The organism is Lentzea californiensis (assembly GCF_024648825.1).
In the GTDB taxonomy this organism is placed as follows: Bacteria; Actinomycetota; Actinomycetes; order Mycobacteriales; family Pseudonocardiaceae; genus Lentzea; species Lentzea californiensis.
The window spans coordinates 24,019-43,393 of the sequence record NZ_JANBBE010000011.1 but is presented as its reverse complement, the minus strand read 5'-3'; the positions used below and the strand labels follow the sequence as shown (position 1 = coordinate 43,393).

The 19,375-nt window shown below is 68.9% G+C and carries 13 protein-coding genes and 1 pseudogene; 9 read left to right on the top strand and 5 right to left on the bottom strand.

Annotated elements, in window-relative coordinates; genetic code table 11:
• Positions 1–3: 3 nt before the first annotated feature.
• Positions 4–4,302: an ALF repeat-containing protein gene (locus tag LX88_RS32140; RefSeq protein WP_258951532.1), complete on the top strand. Its 4,299-nt coding sequence runs from the start codon at positions 4–6 to the stop codon at positions 4,300–4,302.
• Positions 4,303–4,373: 71 nt separating this feature from the next.
• Entirely contained in the window at positions 4,374–4,898 is a 525-nt protein-coding gene (locus tag LX88_RS32135) for a hypothetical protein (RefSeq protein WP_258951531.1), read from the top strand.
• 3 nt (positions 4,899–4,901) lie between these two features.
• Here the strand turns inward: LX88_RS32135 and LX88_RS32130 are convergent, their stop codons facing one another.
• From LX88_RS32130 to LX88_RS32110, 5 genes are all read right to left on the bottom strand, one after another.
• Positions 4,902–5,639, bottom strand: coding sequence for a class I SAM-dependent methyltransferase (locus LX88_RS32130; RefSeq protein WP_258951530.1), 738 nt, complete (start codon positions 5,637–5,639; stop codon positions 4,902–4,904).
• A gap of 219 nt (positions 5,640–5,858) precedes the next feature.
• A complete protein-coding gene (locus LX88_RS32125) occupies positions 5,859–9,260 on the bottom strand; it encodes a S8 family serine peptidase (RefSeq protein WP_258951529.1) in 3,402 nt (1,133 codons plus the stop codon).
• Between the two features lie 64 nt (positions 9,261–9,324).
• Complete coding sequence (locus tag LX88_RS32120; RefSeq protein WP_258951528.1) at positions 9,325–9,723, bottom strand: VOC family protein; 399 nt, start codon at positions 9,721–9,723, stop codon at positions 9,325–9,327.
• The gene (locus LX88_RS32115) at positions 9,720–10,520 is read right to left on the bottom strand and encodes a helix-turn-helix domain-containing protein (protein ID WP_258951527.1); all 801 of its coding nucleotides are present in this window, start codon (positions 10,518–10,520) and stop codon (positions 9,720–9,722) included. Before LX88_RS32115 ends, LX88_RS32120 begins: the two co-directional genes overlap by 4 nt.
• A gap of 24 nt (positions 10,521–10,544) precedes the next feature.
• Positions 10,545–11,519, bottom strand: a complete 975-nt coding sequence (locus LX88_RS32110; RefSeq protein WP_258951526.1) for an ROK family transcriptional regulator — start codon at positions 11,517–11,519, stop codon at positions 10,545–10,547.
• Positions 11,520–11,557: 38 nt separating this feature from the next.
• Between LX88_RS32110 and LX88_RS32105 the strand changes: the two genes are divergently transcribed.
• From LX88_RS32105 to LX88_RS32075, 7 genes and pseudogenes are all read left to right on the top strand, one after another.
• Positions 11,558–12,568: a Gfo/Idh/MocA family protein gene (locus tag LX88_RS32105; RefSeq protein WP_258951525.1), complete on the top strand. Its 1,011-nt coding sequence runs from the start codon at positions 11,558–11,560 to the stop codon at positions 12,566–12,568.
• Positions 12,565–13,029 (top strand): heme-degrading domain-containing protein, encoded by a 465-nt coding sequence (locus LX88_RS32100; RefSeq protein ID WP_258951524.1) that lies wholly within the window; start codon positions 12,565–12,567, stop codon positions 13,027–13,029. The genes LX88_RS32105 and LX88_RS32100 overlap by 4 nt, the downstream gene beginning before the upstream one ends.
• A gap of 358 nt (positions 13,030–13,387) precedes the next feature.
• Positions 13,388–14,794, top strand: coding sequence for a family 2B encapsulin nanocompartment shell protein (locus LX88_RS32095; RefSeq protein ID WP_258951523.1), 1,407 nt, complete (start codon positions 13,388–13,390; stop codon positions 14,792–14,794).
• A gap of 3 nt (positions 14,795–14,797) precedes the next feature.
• Positions 14,798–15,847 (top strand): annotated as a pseudogene (locus LX88_RS32090) (terpene synthase family protein); the annotation flags it as partial.
• A 22-nt stretch (positions 15,848–15,869) separates the two neighbouring features.
• On the top strand, positions 15,870–16,877 hold the full coding sequence (locus LX88_RS32085) for a terpene synthase family protein (RefSeq protein WP_258951521.1): 1,008 nt from the start codon (positions 15,870–15,872) through the stop codon (positions 16,875–16,877).
• Positions 16,878–16,913: 36 nt separating this feature from the next.
• Positions 16,914–18,314: a family 2B encapsulin nanocompartment shell protein gene (locus LX88_RS32080; protein WP_258951520.1), complete on the top strand. Its 1,401-nt coding sequence runs from the start codon at positions 16,914–16,916 to the stop codon at positions 18,312–18,314.
• A 2-nt stretch (positions 18,315–18,316) separates the two neighbouring features.
• Positions 18,317–19,363, top strand: coding sequence for a family 2 encapsulin nanocompartment cargo protein polyprenyl transferase (locus LX88_RS32075; protein WP_258951519.1), 1,047 nt, complete (start codon positions 18,317–18,319; stop codon positions 19,361–19,363).
• The last annotated feature ends 12 nt before the right edge of the window (positions 19,364–19,375 follow it).

Sequence of the window (19,375 nt, the reverse complement as noted above, 5' to 3'; positions counted from 1 at the left end):
CACATGAACATCAAACCAACCAGCGCCGCCTCGTTGCGGCGCCGGTCGATCACGGCCGTCATCATCACGGTGGTGCTCGCCCTGCTGGGCAGCACCGCTCCCGCCGTCGCCGCACCGGTTCGTCCGGTCCCGCTGCTCCAGCAGGCCGCCCCTGCCAGCGACCCCGATGAGGTCGACGAAGAGCTCGAGTTCTACAAGCAGCTCGTCGGCGACATCCGCGACCACGCCGAGGACGTGGAGGTCCGCGACGCCGCGGCGGCCGCGCTCGCCATCGGCACCAAGGAGAAGCTGCTCTGGTTCCTCGACCACGGTCAGGCGGAGGCCCAGGCCCGTGCCGACCAGCGCAAGCAGGTCGAACGCGTCGAGAACCGCAAGAAGGTCGAGGAATGGGCCCGCACCGGCGGCCCGAACGTCAAGGCGGGCGCCCAGGCCGCGCTGAACGCGGGTGACCGCGCGATCGCCGACTTCGTGGCCTTCGGCTACGAGATCGCACTGAAGCAGGACAAGCAGCAGGCCGAGGACGACAAGGCCGAGCAGGACCGCATCATCGCCCGTGTCCGCGACATGGTGGCGCACGGCGGGCCGCAGGTGAAGGTCGAGGGCGAGGCGGTCCTCCTCCTCGGCGACTACGCGAAGATCCGCGAGTTCTACCTGACGGGCTACCACGAGGCGCACCGGCGGGACGCCGAGTTCCAGCTGGTCATCGAGAAGGCCCTGGACGACCGCAACCGCGCGTTGACCGAGCTCGACAAGTTCGCGCGCACCGCGGAGGCCGCGGCCAAGGCCCGTGCCGAGATCATGCGCGCGAACATCAACGCCGTCAAAGCCATGGACGACAGCATCTTCGCGATGCAGATGGCCGTGAAGGCGGCGCACAAGGCCGACAAGGTCTTCCAGGAGGACAAGCACGGTCGTGCCAACGGTCAGAAGGGCCGCGACCAGGAACTGGACGCACTGCGCGCCGAAGCGGCCGAGTACGCCGCACGCGGCGCCCGAGTCGCCGAGGAGGCGGACCGGATCAACGTCGGCGTCCACCAGGTCGCCGTCCGCCTGGTCGAGACCGGCCAGACCAACGGCCTGGACTGGGCCAAGGTCACCATCGGCATCGCCAGCGCCGTCGAGGCGGCGGCTCTTGCGGCCGAGACCTCTCAGCACGCCGCCGAGGCCACCCTGGCCGACAGCCGCGCGCTCGACGCCGACCGCAACGCCCAGGAGCATGCCAACAACGCCCGCAAGTACCGCGAGGAAGCGGAGCGGCAGTCGCAGCGGGCAGTAGACCTGGCCGCCGCGGCGAAGGTGCAGCACGACATCGCCATCGCCGCGCGCGACCGCGCCGAGCAGCAGAAGAACCTGGCCGCGCAGAAGGCGAACCAGGCACAGCAGCACGCCGCGAACGCCCGCAACGCCAGGGTGAACGCGCAGGGTGCGGCCTCCAACGCGATCAGCAAGTCCAAGGTCGCCACGGACGCGTACAACAACGCCGTCGTCCACAAGACGAACATGGACAAGGCGGTCGACAAGGTCGGCCGCCTCGGCAAGCAGGTCGAGGTCGCCGAGCACGTCTTCGGCAAGCGCATCCAGGTCTACGACCAGTTCGCACGGGAGCTCGAAGCAGCTCGCAAGAAGGCTGAAGAACTCGGCGGCGACGCCTGGAACGAGTACCGGGCCATCGAGGGCCACACCAATGCCGCGAAGGCGGCCGCCGACCAGTCCGCCGCGTGGGCGAGCAACGCCAGGGCCGCGGCGGCGACCGCTCGGGCGGAGGCACAGGCGGCCACGAACGCGGCCAACCAGGCACAGGCAGCGGCGAACCGGGCGAGTCAGGAAGCAGTGACGGCCCGCCGGGCCGCTGACGAGACCCACCGCCTCGCGCTTGAGACGACCAACGCCGCGATCGCCTCCAAGAACGCGGCCGAGAAGGTGCAGTCCGAGGCCGAGGAGTCGGTGCGCGAGGCCAACCAGGCCGTCTACCAGTCCGTGGTCGCCGACCGGGCGGCATCGGCGGCGGCAGCGTCCGCCGAACTCGTCATCGACCCCGTCCGCGTGGCGCAGGACGTCCTCAGGCCGTTCGCCGGTGTCAACGCCGACGCCCGCAAGGCACTTCAGACGGTCGCCGACGCGCTCCTGATCAGCGAGGAGCAGTCGCGGGCAGCGCGGGACAAGGCAGCGGAGGCGGCCGCGGCCGCGATCCGTGCCCGCAAGGCGGCCGACCAGGCCGTCGGTGACATCAAGCCCGCTTTCGAGGCCGCGGCACGCGCGGTGGAGGCGGCGAACGCCGCGGCGCAGGACGCGGTGGAGGCCAACGACGCTGCGAACACGGCTGCACAGCACGCCGGTACCGCCTCAGGCTCGGCAGCGACGGCGGCGAAATGGGCGAGTTCGGCCCGTTCCGACGCGACGATGGCGGGCGAGGCGGCGAACGCGGCGTCCAATGCCGCGGCGGCAGCAGGTCAGGCGGCGGCGGCGACGGAGAACCTCCGCGGCATCGCGCTGAACATCGCCAAGGGTTTCGACTCGTTCGAGAACATGATCGTCGAACGCCTGAACCAGGTCACCGACATCCGGCAGCGCTTCGAGGAGGCCAAGCGCATCGTCGCGGCCGAGGCCGAGCAGAGGCGCGAGGAGCTGAACCGCCAGGCGGTCGGGTACATCACCGGTGCCATCTCCTGCGAGATCTCCACCTATCTCCCGACCTGCTTGGCGTTCAAGCAGAAGGTCAACCTGAAGATCTACGAAGGCCTCGCGGCCGCCGGCAACTACGCCGAGGACTGGATCAAGTGCGCCGGCGGCGACGAGCCGGCCTGCAAACGGACTCTCGACGCCTCCATCAAGATCCGCGACTTCGCCTGGGAGGCGGTCAAGGGCTTCGGTGAGGCGGCCATCAGCCTTCCCGTCACCGTGTTCAAGGTCGCCGAGTGCGTCGCCAACGGTGTCGTGAACAGCAACTGGGCCCAGTGCCAGACCATGCTCAACGGCGTTGAGTACATGATCAAGAACCCGTACACGTGGATCAACCTCGACGAGTGGCAGACCAACCCCGGCAAGGCCCTCGGCGCCACGCTCTGGGACACCGCCACCTTCGTCCTCACGATCGAGGCCGGCGGCATCGGTGGCGCCGCGTGGAAGACCGCCCGCGCGCTCACCCGCAAGATCGACGGCGGCAGTGGCAGGGCCTCGAAGGGCTTCGCCGACCTGGAGAGCCTCGCGGTCAAGCTGCACACCTCGGTCCGCGACAAGCTGCCCAACAGCATCAGTGAGATCTTCAACCTCAGGGCGAAGTTCGAGAACGGTGACGCGAAGTTCGACGGCACCAGCATCGCGATCGTCGACGGCCAGCTCTACCGGATGGAGCCGTTCACGCTGCGCCCGGAGGGCAGCCCGGCCATCGTGGACGGGTCGATCGTCCGGCTCGAGGGCGGGTCGCTGCGCATCGAGAACGGCGTGGCGAAGCTCGACGACGCCAGGCTGAAGGTCGAACCGCCGAAGAACTGCGTTCCTGGTTTCGCCGCACGCGCGGCGGCGAGTGACTGCGACTCGGATCCCGACCCCGACAAGGACGACGGTTCGTACGAACAAACTGAGGGCGCCCTCAAGGTCAAGCTCAGCCCGCAGGAGAACAACTGGGCCAACCAGCAGATCGAAAAGGCCAACCTGCTCGAAAAGGACATCACCGGGGACATCTTGGGAACGGCAGCGCGAACGGGCGGCGAGCGCTACGGCAAGCCGGAAGACGTGGTCAAGTCGCCTCGTTCCTACAAGCGCAAGCTCTTCGAGGAACTCCAGCCGACAGACCCGAACCTGCCTTGGGACCAGCGGATCGCTCAGATCCAGGACAAGATGAACGACTCGGTCCGCTACACGATCACCTACGACATCGGCAACTACGCCTCACAGGTGTTGAAGGCACTCGACGATCTCGGGAAGAAGTACGAGCTGGTCGTGCTGAAGAACGGCTGGAGAAAGCGCATGAGCGGGGACGGCGTCGACTCCTACCCAGGGATCAACGTCACCTTCAAGGGCCCGGAAGGCCTGCTGTTCGAGGTCCAGTTCCACACCCTGGATGCCATCGGCGCCAAGAAGAAGGAAGATCCGAACTACCAGGATCGCCGTGCGATCCGCGCCGCGATCAAGCAGGTCACCGACGACCCGAAGCTGTCCGCCGAGGAGAAGAGGCTGCAGCTTGCGCGCCTCGAAGAGAGCCAGACGGAGCTGGAAGAAAAAGCTCAGGAGATCTGGGGTGCCGTGAAGCGGCCCGTGGGTGCTGTCCTGATCAGGGAGTATCCCAACCAACTCGACGAGTGATGCTGATCGACAATGGACGCGTCCCGGCTGATACCGGGGCGCGTCTCCGATTCTTGTGGAACGAGGTTCAGGTGGATCCCGAGTACCGGTACTACGCCATCTCCCTGCGGGAGAACGAGGTGGGCGTCGGCCCGACGCAGGTCTGTCGTCGCCGGGTGGACGACACCGGTGAGACGCACGACGAGCTCTACCTCACCGGGTCCGGCTGGGTTCCGACCACCGAACTGACCGACGCCCAGTCGGGCGACCGGGGCACCAAGGCGACCGAGCTTTCGCCGGGTACCGCAGAGGTGTTCATCGACGTCCAGGACGGCCGGCCCGCGAGCTTCGAGCCGAAGGACGGGAAGTACACCTACTACGCCTGGATGGACGACGACAAGTTCTCGGTGGACGACGCTCGGGGAGTCATCCGGACCTGGACCAGTCCCCAGGGCTACCGCATGGAGAACAAATACACGTTCGACGAGGGGTGGGTCAGGAGTTACCTCCGCCAGGACGTGGATACCGACCGCAAGAGCGGGCGGCTTAAGGAGATCACCGAAGAGGAGGCCGCACGGTTCAAGGAGATCGTCGACGCCCGGCGCTGGCAGGCCTGACCGTCAGGGCTTCCGGGCCTCGACCAGGAACCGCGTCGAGGTGCACACGAACTCCCCGTGCTCCTGGATGTGCGCATGCATGTCCAGGAGCCGACCCCGATACCCCTCCACGGTGAACCCGGGAACGGTCCACAGCACCTTCCGCAGGAAATGCACAACCGCAGCAACGTCGAAGAACGCCACCCTCAACGAAACCGGCTCCAGCCGCACCACCTCCATCCCGGCGGCCTCGGCCGAAGCACGAGCGACAGCGACTCCGCGAGCCTCGCTCACCGGCTGCGGCCCCATCATGAAGTCGGTCAGCTCCCGGTTCGTCCCGGCCCCGATCTGCTGCGAGAAGTAGGTCCCACCGGACCGGAGCACGCGCGCGATCTCGCCCCACGGCGTCACCACGGGGTGCCGCGAGATCACCAGGTCGAACGAGGAACCCCGGAACGGCAGCGGCCCGTCGTCCGGAGCGCGCACCACGAAGGGCAGGTTCTTCGCGGCGACCAGGGCGTTGGGCGGCCACGACTCGGTGGCTGCCATCAGGGACGGCAGCACCGGAGCCGACGCGGTGACCTCTCCCCCGCCGGTCTGCAGGTCGAGGGCCGATGAGACCGCTCCCAGCCGTGCGGCGATCAGGGAGGCGTAGCCCCACGGTGGGCGTTCCTCGGTGGCGCGGCCCTCGAACCAGGTGAAGTCCCAGCCCTCCAGCGGCACGGCCGCGCCCTCGGCCACCAGTTCCTCGAATGTCCCCATGAGCAGGAATGCCACCACAGGCGCGCCGAACCGGCCACCGAGAATGGCGGCACCTGCCCTGGGCGCTGAGACGCCGCGTCCCTGGTTCGTCTCGCGCTCGGCGGGGCAGGTGCCGCAGGGGGTTACAACGACCGAACGGCCGTGCGGTTACGCCCTAAGACGTAACAGAAGCACGACCGTTCGGCTCAACACAGCAACATCACTCAGTGGGGGGAACGATTAGCGCAGGCGGTAGGCCCTCAGCACCGTCTGGTCGACCGTGTTGCCGTCCGCGTCCTCCGCCACCACGCGCAGCGACACGAACCCGCCCGCCTTCCCGCCGGGAGGGACGATCGACTTCACCGGAGCCCAGGTGACGCCGTCGTCGAACGACGCGTAGGCCTGCAGCGAGCGCACCGAGGCCTTGCCCGCCTGACGCGTCGCGGTGAACCTCACCGGCATCGGCGCCCCGGCCTTCCCGCTGTTGCGCAGGTCGACCGGCACCGAATAGCCGATCTCCAGCAACGGCAGCTTGCCGTCGGCGGAAGCTGAGAACTCCCACGTGGTTTTCACGTTGGTGGACAACGCGAGCGACTCGCGGGACGCGTCCAGCACCAGCTTGTACCGGCCGTCGCGGGCAGGGGCGTGGAACGAGCCCCTCCTCACGTCGGAGAAGCCCAGCGACACCCCGTCGCGGAACAGCTCCACGTAACCGCCGCCGGTCTGCCGCCAGTTCTCCACCCACCCCGCCCCGCCGAACGGCGAGATCCGCGTGGTGATCAGGTCGCCCGCCCGTTCGACGCCACCGCCGTCGGCCCACGGCACGAGCGACGGACCGTTGAGCCGTGGTGAGGTGACGGCACGCAGGTTCGTGCGCTCGTAGTTTGCGCCTGCCTGGAAGGTCACCGGGTCGACGTGGGCCCACGAGGTCGTGATCGGGTCGTCGCCGCCTCCGGACGCGCGCCCGTCGAAGCCCTCCTGGAACCACGTGCCCGGGGTGAAGTACTCGGTGCGCTCCGCCGGAGCGGCGAGCCGTTCGTCCAGCGTCACGCCGATGGCGCCGCCGACGACCGGGTTGTTCCGCTGGTTGACCGAGCCGTCCGCGCCGGACGTGTGGTAGCGCGCCTTGACCCGGGCGAGCTCCGAGTTCCGGAACTTCTTGACCCCCAACGGAAGCGAGCCCTTGTTCTGCTGGAACAACGTGTACGACACCGGTGAACCAGCGATGGCTCGCAACGTGAGCTTCGACGGCGTGACGGCCACGTGGTGCTCGGCCGCGGCGATCACCGGGATCGCCGTCTGCTCGTCGTACCCGAACGGCACCGGACCCGCCCACAGCACGGCGACCGCTCCGGCGTCCTCCATCTCCCGTGCGACCGCGTAGGGGTCCTCGCCCGCCTGCCGGACCAGGACGAGCTTGCCGCGCACGTCGGAACCGCGTTCGGCGACGTCGAGCCGGTGCTCACCCGGCGGCAGGTACTTGCTGCTCTCGTAGTACCGCACCGGGAACCCGCCGGGAACCGAGACCAGCGGCTGCCCGCCCTTGAGCCCGGAGTCGTAGGTCAGCTCCGGCAGCGGCGCGCCGAACGACAGGCCGTACAGCGGAACCCTGCCGTCGATGATGCTGGCGACACCGCTGATCTTGCCGGGCTTGAACGGCACCGCCAGCTTGGAGTCGCGGTACCACACCACCGAGTCGTGCTCGGGCAGTTCGACGCTGATCTGCTTGCCCTGCCTGGTGTCCAGCGTCACGGACACGTCCGCTCCGAGCGACACGCGCCCGGCCACCTCGGTCGCGGCGACCGGCACGAACCAGTCGTAGTTCGGCGTCACCTCGTCGATGCGGCTCAGCACGGCGTAGTCCGCGACCGGCAGCTTCGACGATCCGGTGCCGTCGGGACCGATGCTGAGCACCGATGCCTCCTGCGTCGTCATGTTGACCACGACGGCGAACTCGTTCGGGACGGGCTTGCCGTCACGGCCGATCATCGACAATGTCAGCGCGTGCCGTTCCTCCTGCACGTACGCGCCGACGGAGGTCGTCAGCTCGACGCCGGCCCCGGAAGCCTTGACGTGCCCGAAGAACGTGCCGAGGCCCTTGCGCGGGTCCAGCACGACGTCGACCGCGGCACTGCCGCCTGTCGGCACGGTCACCGACGCCGGCACGGAGAAGTCCGCACCCAGGTCGTGCCGCAGCGCCAGCGTCACCGGCTCGGCGCCCGCGTTCGAGTAGGTGATCGTCTTCGTGAACGTCCTGGTGTGCGGCCATTCCAGCAGGCCGAACGACAGGCTGCCCACCGACGCCCGCACCTGCTGCGTCACCGCCCGGCCGACGTCGAGCAGACCGGTGCCCGCGCTCGTCGGCGAGTCCGCGACCGGCTTCACCGTCCCCATCAGGTGGGCCTTGAGTTCGGCCGCGGTCCAGGACGGGTTGCGCTGCGCCAGCACCGCCGCCGCGCCCGCGACGTGCGGCGCGGCCATCGACGTACCGGTCAGCCGCGCGTGCAGGTCGTCGACGGCGTGTTCCCACAACGTGTTCTCGGCGCGGGCCGCCACGATGTCCGTGCCCGGCGCCGCGATGTCCGGCTTGACCGCGTGGTCGCCGAGCCGTGGGCCGCGTGACGACATCTCCTCCACCGTGCCCTGCTTGGTCAGGTTGGCTACGGCCAGCGCCGAGTCCGCCACCGCCGGTCCGGAGACCTTGCGGAAGGTCCCCGCATTACCCGCCGCGACCACGAACAGCGCACCGGTCTCGGCCGTGAGCTCGTTGACCTTCACCGACAACGGGTCGGTGCCGTCGGACTGGTCGCCGCCCAGCGACATGTTGACGACCTTGGCCTTGACCTCGCGCGCCGCCCACTCCATGCCGGCGATCACCGCGCTGTCGAAGCAGTACGAGGCCTCGCAGACCCGGCCCACGGCAAGAGAAGCGCCCTTCGCGACGCCGACGTACCCGCTGCCACGACCGGCGACCGTGGCCGCGACGTGCGTGCCGTGACCGATGTCGTCCTGGATGCCGGACGGCGTGAAGTCCTTCGACACGGAGACGACGCCCGCGAGTTCCGGATGCTTCTGGTCGTACCCGGTGTCGAGCACGGCGACGGTGACGCCGGTGCCGTCGAACCCGGACTGCCACGCGGCTGGCGCGTCCACCATCGGCACGCTCTCGGTCAGCGAGATCTGCGACTTGCCGTCGAGCCACAGCTTCCCGGCACGCAACGCGCCTGTGCGCCGCGCCGCCCACTGCTGCGCCGCGTCCTTCTTGGGCACCGCAGCCGCCGCGCGGAAACCATTGTCCAGCAATGGAATCCGGTCGATCTTGTCGTCGGTGTACCCGTAGGCGTGCAACGAGGTGATGTCGAAGAAGCGCTTGTCGACGCGGTCCTGGCTCACCGCGTCGACGGCGTCCGCCGGCACCACGTACTGGTGGTCGTCCTGCACGTACTGGGCGAACTGCATTCCGGGCCGCCCCTCGACCCGGACGAGCTCCCCGCGTTCACCGACGACGACCCTGTCACCGCTGATCAGCGTGATGGACGACGTCTTCTGCGTCGTTCTCGACGGTTCCGCCTGCGCCGTCGCCGCCGGACTGAGCAGTCCGGCGGCGAGAGCGGCGATCACCAAACATCGTGCTGGGCGCACGTGTCCTCCCCTGGGTGTGAACCTCTCCAACCAGGAAGACTCCAAACGGTGCGTGCGGGTTGCTTCACGCTCCGCGATAGGTGCCGAAGCTCCAGCGGTTGCCCTCGGGGTCGGCCACCGTGAAGCCGCGAGAGCCGTAGTCCTCGTCGCGCAGGCCGCGGATCTCGGTCGCCCCGCGCGCAAGCGCCTGCCCGTGGATCTCGTCCGGGCGGTCGGTCACGACATAGACGGATCCTGCGCCGGCCGTGGTCGCCTCGACCTCGCCGGCCGACCGCACGGCGGACCCCAGCATGACGCCGCCGCCCTCGGGCCAGACCATCTCGCAGTGCACGACCTCGCCGCCGGCCTCCCCCGGCACGACGAGGTGCTCGGAGAACCCGAACGCCTCCACGAGGAAGCGGATCGCGGCGGGAGCGTCCTGATAGGACAGAGTGGGCCAGCAGGTGGGTGGTGGTGTGCTCATGACAGCAACTCTGCGCCCTGACCGTGTTCGCTGCCTTGTACGAATGGAAGCTCGGCCGCGATCCACTCGGTCGGGGTCGCCCCGCACAACGCGCGCCAGTCGCGGTTGAAGTGCGCCTGGTCGGTGTAACCGCAGGCCGCGGCCACCTCGGTCAGCGTGGGCCGGCGCTCGCCGCGCAGCATCCGGTTCGCCCGCTCGAACCGCATCACGCGGCCCACGACCTTGGGCGTGAGCCCGTACTCGGCCGCGAACCGCGCGCTCAGGTGCTGCCTGCTCCACCCGACCTCGGCCGCGATCTCGGCCACCGGCGCGCCCGCCGCGAGCCGCTGCCACGCCCACGCCACCTCGACCTGCTGCCGCACCGGCCTGACCAGCCCGCCCAGCACCTCGTCCAGGCGCGCGAACCGGTCCGTCCACGTCAGGGCTTCCCGCAACCGTTCGCGCAACTCGGCAGCCGGAGCGTCCAGGCAGTCGAGCCCCACGGTGGTCGCCGCCAGCTCACCCGCCGGCACGCCGAAGAACGCCCGCATCCCCAGCGGCGTGAGGTCGCACTGGACGCCGTGCTGGAACCCGTCGTGGGTGATGATCACGGCCTCGTCGTGCAACCCGCCGCACAGCGTGGCGAACCGGCCCTCGGACAGGTCGACCGTGCCGTCCATCGTGACCACGAGGGTGAGCGAGCGCGACGGCAGGCCGCGGTGGACGCCGGGCTCGGTGCGCATCCGATACCCGGAGTACCGCGTCACGAACGGCCGCAGCCGCGGGTGCGGCAGGCCGACGACGTGCTCGACGTCCACACCATTGATGCTAGAACAACTCGTCTAGAACAACTCGCCCAGAACGAGCAGCCCTGCGCCGACGGGCACCAGGTCGGGACCGTACGACGTGACGCTGACGTCCACGTCCGGCATCGCCCTCAGGTAGAGCTCCGGCGACTCCAGCACCTTCCGTCCACTCAGGACGATCTGGTCGAGGTCCAGCAGCTGCACCAGGTTCGTCACCGCGGCGGCCAGCACCCGTGCGGCCTCGACGCCCGTGCTGGCCGCGTGCACCGCCTCGACGCACCCGCGCCTTCCGCACACGCACAGCGGCCCGTCGAGCTGGATCGTGGTGTGCCCGAACTCCCCCGCGCCTGACCGTGCACCGCGATGCACCTCTCCTCCGAGGAGCAGCCCCACGCCAAGACCGGTGCCCACGAACACGAGCGCCGCGTCTCGGAGCGGTCGTCGCCACGCCTCGGCGAGGACGGCGGCGTTGGTGTCCTTGTCCACGACGACCGGCAGCCCGAGCCGTTCCTCGGCCAGCGCCTTCAACGGGACCGAGGACCAGCCCGGCAGACCGTTCGGGGACACCACCCCGCCGGGGTGTTCCAGCGGGCCGGCGATGCCGATGCCGAGCCCCAGCACCTCGTCCCCGGCCTCGACCAGCGGCGCCAGGGCGTCCAGCACGTCGCCAGGCGTGAACATCGGGGGCAGCGGCACGACCGGCGACGACACCACCTCGCCGGTCAGGTCCAGCTTCACCACCCGCAGTTCGTCGCGGTCGACGTAGGCGCCGTACGCGTACGCCCCGCCGGGCGCGAGCCGCAACGACATCCGGGGCTTGCCACGGCCGCCGTCGCGCACGGCGCCGGTCTCCTCCAGCAGTCCTGCCGACATGAGCCGCGCCACGATCTTCGAGATCGCCTGCGGGGTCAGTCCGGTCTCCGCGGCGAGGGAAGCCCTGCTCAGCGCCCCTGAACGGACGAGCCGGAGCACTGCCCTGTCGTTGTGCGAACGCAGCGAGGTGAGGTCCACGGTCGCAATTATTCAACAGCGTTGCTTTAATCGGAAGCATGACTCGAGTCGGACTTCTGGGCTACGGCATCGCGGGGCGGGTCTTCCACGCCCCGCTGATCTCCTCCACCGAGGGCATGGACCTCGTCGCGATCGTCACGGCGAACCCGGAGCGGCAGGCGCAGGCCCGTGCCGCGCACCCGGACGCGAAGATCGTCACCGCCGGCGAGCTGTTCGAGCTGGACCTCGACCTGATCGTCGTGGCCACTCCCAACAAGACGCACGTCGAGCACGCGAAGCGAGCCATCGCCGAGGGCGTCGCGGTCGTCGTCGACAAGCCGTTCGCGCCGACCTCCGCCGAAGCCGAGGAGCTCGTGGCCGCCGCGCAGGCCGCGCGAGTACCTCTCACCGTCTTCCAGAACCGCCGCTGGGACAGCGACTTCCTCACCGTCCGCGAGGTCCTCGGCCGGCTGGGCGAGGTGCGGCGGTTCGAGTCCCGCTTCGAGCGCTGGGTGCCGGAGATCTGGGACAACTGGCGCGAGTTCGGTGCCCCCGAGGAGGCGGGCGGCCTGCTGTACGACCTCGGCGCGCACCTCGTCGACCAGGCGCTGCAGCTGTTCGGGCCGGTCAGCAGCGTCTACGCGGAACTAGACCGGCGCCGCCCCGGCGCACAGGTGGACGACGACGTGTTCGTGGCGCTGACGCACGAGAACGGCGTCCGCTCCCACCTGTGGGCCAACGCGCACGCGGCGAACACCGGACCGCGCTTCCGCCTGCTCGGCAGCGAGGGCGCGTTCGAGATCAGCGGCCTCGACGAGCAGGAGGACGCGCTCGACGCGGGCCGCCGCCCGACCGATCCGGACTGGGGACACGAGGACCGCACCGGACGACTCGGCATCCTCGGCGAGACCACCGAGGTCGCCGTCGAACCCGGCGCGTACCAGCACTTCTACACCGAACTGCAGGCCGGCCGGATCCCCGTCGACCCGGCGGGCGCCGTGCACGCGCTGAAGGTCATCGAGGCCGCTTTCCTGTCCGCACGCGAGAACAAGGTGGTAGCACTGTCATGAACTCCGAAGAGCTTCTGGCCCAGGAACGGCAGCTGCAGTTCAGCCGGTTCGGCAACGACGTCGCGATCGAGCTCGGCCTGCACCTGCTCGACGCCGCCCGCGAACAGGGCCTGCCGATCGCGATCTCGGTGCAGCGCAACGGGCACCGGCTCTTCCACGCGTCGCTGCCCGGCACGGCGCCGGACAACGACAGGTGGCTCGAACGCAAGGCCCGGGTGGTCGAGCTGTTCGGCCACAGCTCGTTCTACGTCGGCACGACGTTCCGCGAGAAGGGGTCGGCGTTCGAGGAGCAGCCCGGCCTCGACCCCGCCCTCTACGCGGCGCACGGAGGTGTCTTCCCCGTCATCCTGCGCGGAACCGGCCCGGTCGGCACCGTCGGTGTCTCCGGACTGCCCCAGGCGGAGGACCACGCGTTCGTCGTGACGCAGCTGGAATCGTTCCTGAACTCACGCGACGCGTAATGACACGAATAGTGGTCGGTACAAATTGATACACCACTTCGAGTGGATTCAGCCCACTCGGAGTGGTGTCGTATAACATCCATACAACACGACCCGGGGCACACCAAAGGGTGATCCTATTGAGCCAAACGAGTGCGTTATTCCATACCCTCTTGAATAACGCTCAGTCACCCGCCTGCCGATACAACGATGGTTGCGTACGGCAATAGTTGTACGCTCCGTAGCGTCAACAGGCGTAAACCACCCACCCGAATGTCGCCTTCTTGGCCTCTTCACATCCATCTGCAGTGCGAACTAACGTCCATTCCGGCTTATCGGTTTGGTCCAATTAGCGCATTGAGATAGGTGGGTACCGGTTGTGACTGTGACGGATTCTGACCTCAATGAGGGCCGTCAGCAGCTGAGTTTGGGGACGGCCGCCGCACGAAATCTGGCCACTACCACCAAGTCCGTCCCGCAGATGCAGGGAATCACTTCCCGCTGGCTGCTCAAGGTGCTCCCCTGGGTGCAGGCGGCAGGTGGTGCGTACCGCGTCAACCGGCGCCTCACCTACACGCTGGGGGACGGCCGCGTCTCGTTCACGAACATCGGCGCGGAGATCCGCGTGGTGCCGATGGAGCTCACCGAACTGGCGCTGCTCAAGGGCTTCGACGACGAGGAGGTCCTCGCGGCGCTCGCCGGCCGCTTCACGCAGCAGGAGTACGGCATCGGCGACGTCATCGTCGAGAAGGGCCGTCCGAAGGACAGCGTCGTGCTGATCGCGCACGGCAAGGTCGACAAGATCGGCACCGGTGAGTACGGCGGCGACACCGTGCTCGGCAACCTCGCCGACGGCCAGTACTTCGGCGAAACCGTGCTGGCGGGTCCGCAGGGCGAGTGGGAGTACACCGCCAAGGCCGTCACGCCGGTCACGGTGCTCACGCTGTCGTGGACCGACTTCCAGGCGCTCAACGGGGAAGCGGGCGGCCTGCGCGCACACATCCAGCAGACGTTCAACAGCCGCAACAAGCCTCAGGACGAACACGGCGAGGCCGAGATCGACCTGGCGTCCGGTCACGACGGCGAGCCCGTCCTGCCCGGCACGTTCGTCGACTACGAGATCTCGCCGCGCGAGTACGAGCTGAGCGTCGCCCAGACCGTGCTGCGGGTCCACACCCGTGTCGCGGACCTCTACAACAAGCCGATGGACCAGGTCGAGCAGCAGTTGCGGCTCACGATCGAGGCCCTGCGCGAACGCCAGGAGCACGAGATCGTCAACAACAGGTCGTTCGGCCTGCTGCACAACGCGGACCTCAAGCAGCGCATCCACACCCGCACCGGCCCGCCCACCCCGGACGACTTCGACGAGCTGCTGTCGATCGTGTGGAAGGACCCCGGGTACTTCCTCGCCCACCCGCGCACGATCGCCGCGTTCGGCCGTGAGCTCAACAGGCGCGGCCTCTACCCGCAGCACATCGACTTCAACGGCCAGCAGGTGCCGGCCTGGCGCGGCATCCCCGTGCTGCCGTGCAACAAGATCCCGATCTCCGACACCCGCACGTCGTCGGTGATGCTGATCCGCACCGGCGAGCAGAACCAGGGCGTCATCGGCCTGCACCAGACCGGCATCCCGGACGAGTACCAGCCGGGCCTGTCGGTGCGGTTCATGGGCATCAACGACCAGGCGATCATCAACTACCTGGTCAGCGCCTACTACTCGGCCGCCATCATGGTGCCGGACGCGATCGGCGTGCTGGAGCACGTCGAGCTCGGCCGCGAGGGATAGGTCTTGGCCTCCTTCACCATGCCGGAGTTCTACGTGCCGCACCCGGCGCGGATGAACCCGCACCTCGAACGCGCCCGCGCCCACTCGACGCAGTGGGCGCGGGACATGGGGATGCTCGACACCGGGGTGTGGACCGACGAGGTCCTCGCGGGCGACGACTACGGGTTCATGTGCGCGTGGACCCACCCGGACGCGCCCGCGGAGATCCTCGACCTCATCACGGACTGGTACGTCTGGGTCTTCTACTTCGACGACGAGTTCTTCGCGGAGTTCAAGCAGAGCAAGGACGTGTCGGGAGCGAAGGCGTATCTCGACCGGCTGCCGGCGTTCATGCCTCTCAACGGCACGGACCCGTGGCCGGAGCCGCAGAACCCGACCGAGCGCGGTCTCGTCGACCTGTGGCAGCGCACGATCGGGCTGATGTCGCAGGACTGGCGGCGCCGGTTCACCACGAGCACCCACAACCTGCTGCTCGAGTGCATGTGGGAGATCAAGAACATCGAGAGCGGCACGGTCGCCAACCCGATCGAGTACATCGAGATGCGCCGCAAGGTCGGTGGCGCACCGTGGTCGGCGAACCTGGTGGAGGTCTCCGAGGCAGCCGAGGTGCCCGCGTCCGTCGCGGGCACCCGGCCGCTGCGGGTCCTGTCCGACACGTTCTCCGACGCGATCCACCTGCGCAACGACATCTTCTCGTACGAGCGGGAAGTGTTGCGGGAGGGCGAGAACTCCAACGGGGTGCTCGTGTTCGAGAAGTTCTTCGGCCACGACACCCAGACCGCGGTCGAGGCCGTGAACACCTTGCTGACCTCACGGCTGCACCAGTTCGAGAACACGGTCTTCACCGAGCTGCCGCAGCTGTTCGCCGAGAACGCCCTGGGCCCGGAGGACCAGGCGCGCGTGCTCAAGTACGTGAAGGGCCTGCAGGACTGGCAGTCCGGCGGGCACGAGTGGCACCTGCACGCGGGCCGCTACACCAAAGTCGAGGGAGGAGCCGGGAACTCGGCGTTCTTCCGCACGGTCCTGCGCGGCCCGACCGGCCTGGGCACGTCCGCGGCGTGGCTGGGGGTGCCCCGTGGTTGAGGCCCCCTCGTTCGACATGCCCTTCGCCGCAAGGCTTTCCCCGCACATCGACCGCGTCCGCCAGCACACGAAGACGTGGGTACGGGACATGGGCATGCTCGGCGGCGCGCCGTGGACCGAGGCGTTCTACGACGCCGCGGACTACGGCGGCTTCGGTCCGCTGACCCACCCGGCGGCGTCCCTGGACGACCTCAAGCACATCAACGACTGGCACACGTGGGGCTTCCACGTCACCGACGCGTTCCAGTCCGGCTTCCTCCGGCCGCGCAACGTCGCGGGCGGCAGGGCGTTCGTTGCGGGGTTGAAGTCGGTGCTGAGCGGCTCGCCGCCCTCGCCGAACCCGGCGGAGAGGGGCCTGGCCGACCTGGTCTCGCGGTCCACCCTCGACGAAGAGGACCGGGAACACCTGGCCGAGTTCTTCGACGCGTTGCTGTGGGAACTGCACAACACGGCGCAGGGCCGGGTACCCGACCCGATCGACCTCGTGGAGATGCGGCGCCGGTCGATCGCCGCGGAACTGTCCGCGAAGCTCGCCCGCAAGTCGGTCGGCGCCGAACTGCCGGCGGAGTTGCTGAGCAACAGCACCATGCGGGCGCTCGTCGACTCGTTCGGCGACGTTCCCGCGCTGCGCCAGGAGATCGTCGGCTTCGACCACGCCTACGCCACCGGCGGCAGCACCACCAGCGCGGTGCTCGCCGTGCAGCAGTTCTTCGAGTGCGAGCTCCAGCAGGCCGTCTCGGTCGTGGCCGACCTGATCGCCGCCCGGCTGCGGCAGATCGGCTCGATCATCGACGAGCTGCCGTCCGTCGCCGACGAGTACGGCCTCGACGCGGAGGCCAAGGCCAGGCTGCACCGGTACGTCGAGGCCCTGAAGTCCTGGCTGGCCGGAGAACTGCTGTGGACGCAGAGATCCGGCCGCTACAGCTCCTCCCCGGTCCCCACCCGGAAGTCGTTCCACAGACCGTCAGGGCTTGGCACGGCCGCACTGCTCGTTCGCTAGTTCCATCACAGCACCAACAGATTGGCAGGACTTCCAGTGACTGTTACCGATCCGGGCCTTGGGGTCGAGGGCGGGCAGCTGAGCCTTTCGACGAAGGCGGCCCGCAACCTCTCGTCGACCACCAAGTCCGCACCGCAGATGCAGGGGATCTCACCCCGGTGGCTGCTGCGCATGCTGCCCTGGGTCGAGGCGAAGGGTGGTGCGTTCCGCGTCAACCGCCGGCTCACCTTCGCGATCGGCGACGGCCGGGTCACCTTCACCTCCGTGGGTTCGGAGGTGCGGATCGTGCCGCAGGAACTGGCTGAGTTCCTGCTGCTGCGCGGGTTCGAGGACGAGGCGGCGCTGACCGCCGTCGCGAACCGCTTCGAGCAGCGCGAGTACCTGCCCGGTGAGGTGATCGCGCACCGCGGCGAGTCCGTCGACGAGATCATCGTCATCGCGCACGGCAAGGTCACCAAGACCGGGCGCGGCGAGTACGGCGACGACGTGGCGCTGGGCACGATCGCGGACGGCGAGTACCTCGGCGACGAGCCGGTGCTGTCCGGCTCCGGCAAGAACTGGAGCTTCACCGCACGCGCGTTGACGCCGACGACGGCGGTGGTGCTGACGCGGGCCGCCTTCGCACAGCTCAACGGGCAGATCGAGCCGTTGCGCCAGCACATCGCGCAGCAGCTCGCGAACCCGACGAACGCGTCGAACAAGCACGGCGAGGCCGAGATCGACATCGCGTCCGGCCACGACGGCGAGCCGACGCTGCCCAGCACGTTCGTCGACTACGAGCTGCGGCCCCGCGAGTACGAACTCTCAGTGGCGCAGACGATCGTGCGCGTCCACACGCGTGTGGCGGACCTCTACAGCCAGCCGATGGACCAGGTCGAGCACCAGTTGCGGCTGACCATCGAGGCGCTGCGCGAGCGCCAGGAGCACGAGCTCATCAACAACAAGGAGTTCGGCCTGCTCGCCAACGCCGACCTCAAGCAGCGGGTCAGCACCAACTCCGGCCCGGTGACGCCGGACGACATGGACGAGCTGATCTCGCGGCGCCGCAACACCAGGCTGATCCTGGCCCACCCCAAGGCGATCTCGGCGTTCGGCCGGCAGCTCAACAAACGCGGCCTGTACGTGCCGACCGTCGAGGTCGAGGGCAAGCAGTTCCAGTCGTGGCGCGGCGTCCCGATCGCGCCGTGCGACAAGATCCCGGTCAACAAGAACGGCACGACGTCGATCATCGCGATGCGGCTCGGCGAGGAGAAGCAGGGCGTCGTCGGCCTGCGCCAGACCGGCATCCCGGACGAGTACGAGCCCGGCCTCAACGTGCGGTTCATGGGCATCGACGAGCACGCGATGCTCAAGTACCTCGTGTCGACGTACTACTCGGCCGCCGTGCTGGTGCCGGATGCCCTGGGCGTGCTGGAGAACGTGGAGATCGGGCTCTAGCGATGACAGTCGAGATGACCGAACCTCTCGCCGCCGGGCGACCGTCCGGCGAGGTGCTCGCGTGGAGCCGGAGCTTCGTGCTCCCGGCTCTGCGCAAGGCAGTCGACCAGCTGCCGCCGTCGATGCGCACGATCGCGGAGTACCACCACGGGTGGCGCGACGAGTACGGCAACCCGGTGCTGGAGAACGGCGGCAAGGCGATCCGTCCCGCGCTGGTGCTGCTGGCGGCCGAGGCCGTCGGCGGTACCGCCGCCGACGCGGTACCGGCGGCGGTCGCGGTGGAGCTGATCCACAACTTCTCGCTGCTGCACGACGACGTGATGGACCGCGACACGACCCGGCGCCACCGGGCGACGGCGTGGACCGTGTTCGGCGTCAACGCGGCGATCCTGGCCGGCGACGCGCTGCAGGCGCTGGCCGTGGACGTCCTCGCCGCATCAGGACATCCGCGGGCGATCGAGGCGATCCGGACGCTGGGTGACGCCACCGTGGCGTTGCTCGAAGGGCAGGCGTACGACCTGGACTTCGAGACGCGGTCCGACGTCGAGGTGTTCGAGGTCGAGCGGATGGCGCGCGGCAAGACGGGTGCGCTCCTGGGCGCCTCCACGGCCTTGGGCGCGCTGTACGGCGGCGGGTCCGACGAACAGGTCGAGGCGATGCGCGGGTACGGAACCGAGCTGGGCCTCGCGTTCCAGCACGTGGACGATCTGCTCGGCATCTGGGGCGACCCGGCGGTGACGGGCAAGGCCGGGCACTCGGACCTGGTGAACCGCAAGAAGTCGTTGCCCGTCGTGCGTGCCCTGACCGCCGGTGTCCCCGCCTCCGCCGAGCTGGCGTCGTTGTACTTCGGCTCTCACGAGATGAACGCGGAAACGCTTGCGCGGGCCGCACACCTGGTCGACGAGGCCGGTGGACGTGCCTGGAGCCAGACGCAGGCCGACGAACTGCACACGCAGGCGCTGGTCCATCTCGGCGAAGCCTCCCCGACCGCGCGTGCGGCAGTGGAACTCGGCACGCTCGCCCAGCTCGTCACCCACCGCGATCACTGATTCCACTTTGGG

What these genes read in the sequence shown, in the direction of transcription:
- LX88_RS32140 (WP_258951532.1), top strand. Translation starts at nt 4, where the DNA reads ATGAACATCAAACCAACCAGCGCCGCCTCGTTGCGGCGCCGGTCGATC.
- LX88_RS32130 (WP_258951530.1), bottom strand. Translation starts at nt 5,639, where the DNA reads ATGGGGACATTCGAGGAACTGGTGGCCGAGGGCGCGGCCGTGCCGCTG.
- LX88_RS32120 (WP_258951528.1), bottom strand. Translation starts at nt 9,723, where the DNA reads ATGAGCACACCACCACCCACCTGCTGGCCCACTCTGTCCTATCAGGAC.
- LX88_RS32105 (WP_258951525.1), top strand. Translation starts at nt 11,558, where the DNA reads ATGACTCGAGTCGGACTTCTGGGCTACGGCATCGCGGGGCGGGTCTTC.
- LX88_RS32100 (WP_258951524.1), top strand. Translation starts at nt 12,565, where the DNA reads ATGAACTCCGAAGAGCTTCTGGCCCAGGAACGGCAGCTGCAGTTCAGC.
- LX88_RS32075 (WP_258951519.1), top strand. Translation starts at nt 18,317, where the DNA reads ATGACAGTCGAGATGACCGAACCTCTCGCCGCCGGGCGACCGTCCGGC.